This is a genomic window from Novipirellula sp., assembly GCF_041583735.1.
Taxonomy (GTDB): domain Bacteria; phylum Planctomycetota; class Planctomycetia; order Pirellulales; family Pirellulaceae; genus Novipirellula.
Map to the genome: position 1 here is coordinate 1 of NZ_JBFHFD010000676.1, position 4,670 is coordinate 4,670.

Sequence of the window (4,670 nt, forward strand, 5' to 3'; positions counted from 1 at the left end):
CATCCCGGCAATCTGATTCGTACGAGCTTGGTCACAAACTTGAACCGCGTTGTCGACCAACAAGCCAAGCGAGATGATCAACGCGGCAAGCGAAATCTGTTCCAATTGGACACCCAAAGGAGCAATCAGCCCGACCGCGATCACGACGACAATCGGAATGTTCGCCGCCATCACAAACGAAGTGCGAAAACCGACGACCAAATAGACGACGACCACCACGATCAACACGGCTTCGACCACATTGATGATCACATCGTGAATCTTCTTCGCCACACTTTCGCTTTGGTCCGAGACCGGAGTGACCGCGATGTCCGGTGGCAGCCGCTGTTCAACATCGGCCAACATTCGCACCCGAGCTTTGGCGGCGTCACAAACGTCAATAATGTTCGATCCCGACTTCATCGTGATCCCCAACATCACGGCGGGAGTCACTGCGGACGTATCACCAAAACGACAAATGTAATCTGCGGGATCCTCGAAGCCTCGCGTCACCGTCAAACCGAGCTCGGCAAGTGGCACACTGTTGTCACCCCCATTGGTGCGAACGGTGCTGGCAATCTGCTGAATCTCTTGAACCGCATTAAATTCACCACCTGTTTTGACGGCATAGTGGCCCGATTCGGTATCCAGTTCGCCTCCGGCTTCGATAATGTTTCGTTCGCTGGCCAACGTTTCAAGCTGTTCCGTGGTCAAACCGAGTTGTGACCAATTGGCGAGCCCCGTTTCGATATAGATCGCTTCATCTCGCTCGCCGAACATTTCGACTTTGGCCACCCCCGGTAACAACCGCACCGCGTCTTGGACCTCTTCGGCATAGATTTCTAACTGACGAGGCGGATACAGATCCTGCGGGCGAACGTGGTCACGGTCATGCGAGGGTGTTTGACGCACAGCCAGCAATAACACCGCCGTATCGCCAAATTCATCGTTCACGACGGGAACGATGTCGGGCTCGGGCATTGGCACGGTTTGTACACGCGCGCGGACCTTGTCCCAAACGTTCTGGATTTCGGCGGGTGCGACGTTGTCTTCCAATTCAACAAAAATTGTTGACTGGCCCGTCAACGTCGTTGACCGGGTAAAGTCGACCTCTTCGATACTGATCAAACTCTGTTCGATTTTGTCCGTGATCAATTCTTCGACGGTTTCCGCGGGCGCCCCTGGCCAGGAAGTCGATACGACACAAACGCGAATCGTAAACTCGGGATCTTCACGACGCGGGATGGTGACATAGGTAAATCCGCCGCAAACCATCGCGAGCAGCACGACCGAGATCACGATCGGGCGATACTTGACCGCCAATGCAGGGAGTGACATTACAAGGACTCCGATTCATCAATGTCCGTTTTTTCATCGATGTCCGCGTTAGGAACATTCAGGGGCAAGTCGTTGTCGGTGGTCACGGTTAACGCGGTTTGCACAATCCGCACCGCTTCACCGTCACGCAAATAATGAACGCCTCCGACGATGACTTGTATCCCATCGGTTAATAAGGGCGATTGAATCTCGACCAACGACCCGACATCCAAATTGCCTGATTGCTTTAATTGAACCGGCAACTTTTTTGCGTGTCCATCTTGGGCGACAAACAAGAACGTCTCGCCCGATTCTTCGTAAATCGCATCGATCGGCACGTGGAAACCAAAATCCGCATCGTTGCTAGAGAGATCCACCGTGACTAAGTCGCCAGGCCGCAGCATCCACTGGGCTCCCGCGTCCAACACTACCGATTCGCCGTCCCACGCGGACGCGGCGGAGGGGCCCTGTTCCAATTCGCCGATGTAAATCGTGTCCAGCGATAGCGTTTCGCTGCCGCCATCGTCATCCAAGAACGAAACCGAGCGAAAGACCCAATTTCCCAGAAACGGAATCCGCAAATCATTTTCAATCAAACGTTGACGTTCGACTTTTAATATTTTTGGCAGGACATCGTTTAGCTTTGCATTGGTCACGCGATAAACGAAGGCTCCTTCGTCATCGTGGTGGATCGACTTCTCTTCGACGAGCGTCACCTCGGCAGGGGTTCCCATCATGCGATTCAGTTTGAGCGGCCAAATATCTTCGGACCGTGCCACGGTGTCCTCCGAGATCGATTCCGGCAAAGTGTCGCGAAACTTCTCGTTCAGCAGTAACAGCGTCATCGTAAAGGTTCGCGTCGTCGGATCGGCGCTGGGTGCGATGCTATAGACAAACGCATTAACATGCCGCATCGTGCCATCGGGCAATTCAAACGACGCGGGCAGATTTCGCCGCTGGCGAATTTGACGTGATTGTTGCGATGACAATTCAACTTCGACCTTGATCGGGTTAGACATCTGCAGACGCAGCACCGGCGATCCTGCGGTAACGACGCTGCCAGGCACCACCATCACCTCAGCAATTTGGCCTTGATAGGAACCGAAGAGTGTGGTGTTTTTCAGGTCGCGTTCGGCATCTCGAAGCACTTGTTGGGCACGTCGGATCTCGGATTCAGCGGACTTCAATTCCGCGCGAGCCTGCTTCTCGCTTGCCTCGAGTGACCGCAACGCTGTCTTCCGCGTTTGCACCAAATTCTCTGCCTGGTCGTACTCGGATTGTGAGGCGGCTTGCTGAAGATTCAGTTTTTGCATTCGCGAGAATTCGATTTTCGCCAAATTCAAATCCGCCTCTGCCGACTCGATCTCCACCGGCAACGCTTCAAGCAATCGGATCTCGATGCTCTCTTTTTTACGCTCAGCCACCTCGACATCCGCCTGCGCCGATTGGACTGCAATGTCATATTGAGCCGTTTCAATTTGGGCAAGTGGCGTGCCTGGTTGAATGAGTTTTCCATCGGGATCCACGATCCGGCCGTCCACGTCCAAGCCAGGTTCGAGCACCCACTCGAGCCGTCCCGAAACTTCGAAACCAAGATCCTCGGTCTTCCATGACTTGACGCTGCCGGACGCCATAAAGGACGATGGGGGCATCGCTTTTACGAGCGTCATCACCGTCACCGGTTGAGCCGCTTTGTCTGCAAATTCCATCGGCGGTTTCTGACATCCCGACACCACGATGCAACCGCACGTCACGAGAAACAGACACCAACCGCTGCGGCGAGCCGCACGAGTTAGTCTACCTTGCATCGGAGTTTCCTTTTTCGCTGGGCTGCAACAATTTCACGAGCGTTCGCTGAAGCAACGGTGCAAAATCAACACGAAATTCACTATATTTTGGTTCTTCCAGAATGGCGACGACTTGATCGCTGGGATGAGCGATCGGCCACAATCCGGACACCACGGAGTGATACTGCAACAAAAAATCCTTGGCTGCAGCCAGCGAAAGCCGGGGCAGCGTTTGGTGTATTAGCGTCACAAATCGATCGGTCGGCTCTAGCAGCGACTCTTTAAATTCCGTGATCGCTTCGTCGGACAGATTACGCTCGAGCACCGCCGCCAACACCACTTTCAAACGGCACAACCGGGGCCGCGATGTCAATTCGTCGACCAGTGCCGCAGCGACACGCTCGGGCGTGGGTTTGCGGAGACGATCGAGACGCTTCTCGAGGCTCTCGAGCCACGACTGCAACTCGTGACCGTAGAGCGACAAAAACACCTCTTCCTTCGTTTTGACGTAGTGATACAGACTGGCTTTGCCCACCCCCGCCCGCGCGGCCACATCCCGCATCGAGATTTGCGAAAGCTCTTTCTCGTCAAACAGAGACGCGGCGGCATCCAGAATCGCGGTCATTCGCTCGGCTTTTTGCGCCGGTTTCCTCGCTCGCTGCCAATTCATTTTGTCGGACTCCCATCATCGCACTTCAAAAACACGACCGCCGGTCCACTATTTATCGACCACCGGTCGACAATAGTTTAGTCGTGTTCCCTCGATCCTGTCTAGAGCAGCGTTGAAACGCACTAGGGAGGTGAGTCGGGGGATCAACGCCAGACTTTGGGTGTTTATCTTTCGGTTAATTCCACCGTTGTCTCTCCCCCCAACGGAGCGAGACTGCTGATTTAGCAAGACATCACCGCTCCTGTGTTAGCCGTTTGGCCAACGCTGCGAAGCATTTTGAGGCGGCAAATTACGGCATTTGCGTTTCGTAGCTACGCTCGCCAGAGCGTGGAATGTTGGCGTGCAAATGCGAATCACCACCTTCTGGCGAAGGTAGCTACCAGAAATTGCTTCACAGCGCTCCGTTTGGGCGCTAGCCCCGGTTGGATGCTGACGAAACCGTGAGCGACAAACCGGCTAACGAAATCAGCAGTCTGTCGGAGTTGACGGAGAAATCACCGTAATGTCGCGCAACCGAAAACGCCGCCATGAAATTACGGGGCGGCCAAAATTACGGCGCGGGCAAAATGACGGGTGCTGGCAGTGCGACGGGGGTGAACGGCCAGACCTGGGGAATGATCAGCATCGAAACCGCAAACACAATGATGCTGAGCGGGAAGCCGAACCGTACGTAGTCACTGAAACGGTAACCGCCGACACCGTAAACCATCGTGTTGGTTTGATAACCGATCGGCGTCAGAAAGCTTGCCGATGCCGCAATCATGACCGCGATCACGAAGGGAGCCGGATCGACCCCCAATTTGCCTGCCGTGCTGACCGCAATGGTAAACATCAACACCGCCGCTGCGTTATTGGTGATCAGTTCCGTGCAGATCATCGTGGCGATAAAGATCGCTGCCAACGAACCAAGATTGCCG

At 54.5% G+C, this 4,670-nt stretch carries 4 protein-coding genes; all 4 read right to left on the bottom strand.

The features are described 5' to 3' along the window. Nucleotides 1–1,317 (bottom strand): efflux RND transporter permease subunit (locus ABX962_RS30715; RefSeq protein WP_372725295.1); only part of this gene is annotated, 1,317 nt, incomplete at its 3' end. Next, nucleotides 1,317–3,104, bottom strand: a complete 1,788-nt coding sequence (locus tag ABX962_RS30720; RefSeq protein ID WP_372725297.1) for an efflux RND transporter periplasmic adaptor subunit — start codon at nt 3,102–3,104, stop codon at nt 1,317–1,319. The genes ABX962_RS30715 and ABX962_RS30720, both read right to left, overlap by 1 nt. Beyond that, nucleotides 3,094–3,753: a TetR family transcriptional regulator gene (locus ABX962_RS30725; protein ID WP_372725299.1), complete on the bottom strand. Its 660-nt coding sequence runs from the start codon at nt 3,751–3,753 to the stop codon at nt 3,094–3,096. Before ABX962_RS30725 ends, ABX962_RS30720 begins: the two co-directional genes overlap by 11 nt. Before the next feature lie 550 nt (nt 3,754–4,303). After that, the coding region (locus ABX962_RS30730) for an SLC13 family permease (protein WP_372725301.1) at nt 4,304–4,670 on the bottom strand (367 nt) is incomplete at its 5' end.

Excerpts from the sequence above, each read along its gene's own strand:
- ABX962_RS30720 (WP_372725297.1), bottom strand. The coding sequence starts at position 3,104 with ATGCAAGGTAGACTAACTCGTGCGGCTCGCCGCAGCGGTTGGTGTCTG.
- ABX962_RS30725 (WP_372725299.1), bottom strand. The coding sequence starts at position 3,753 with ATGAATTGGCAGCGAGCGAGGAAACCGGCGCAAAAAGCCGAGCGAATG.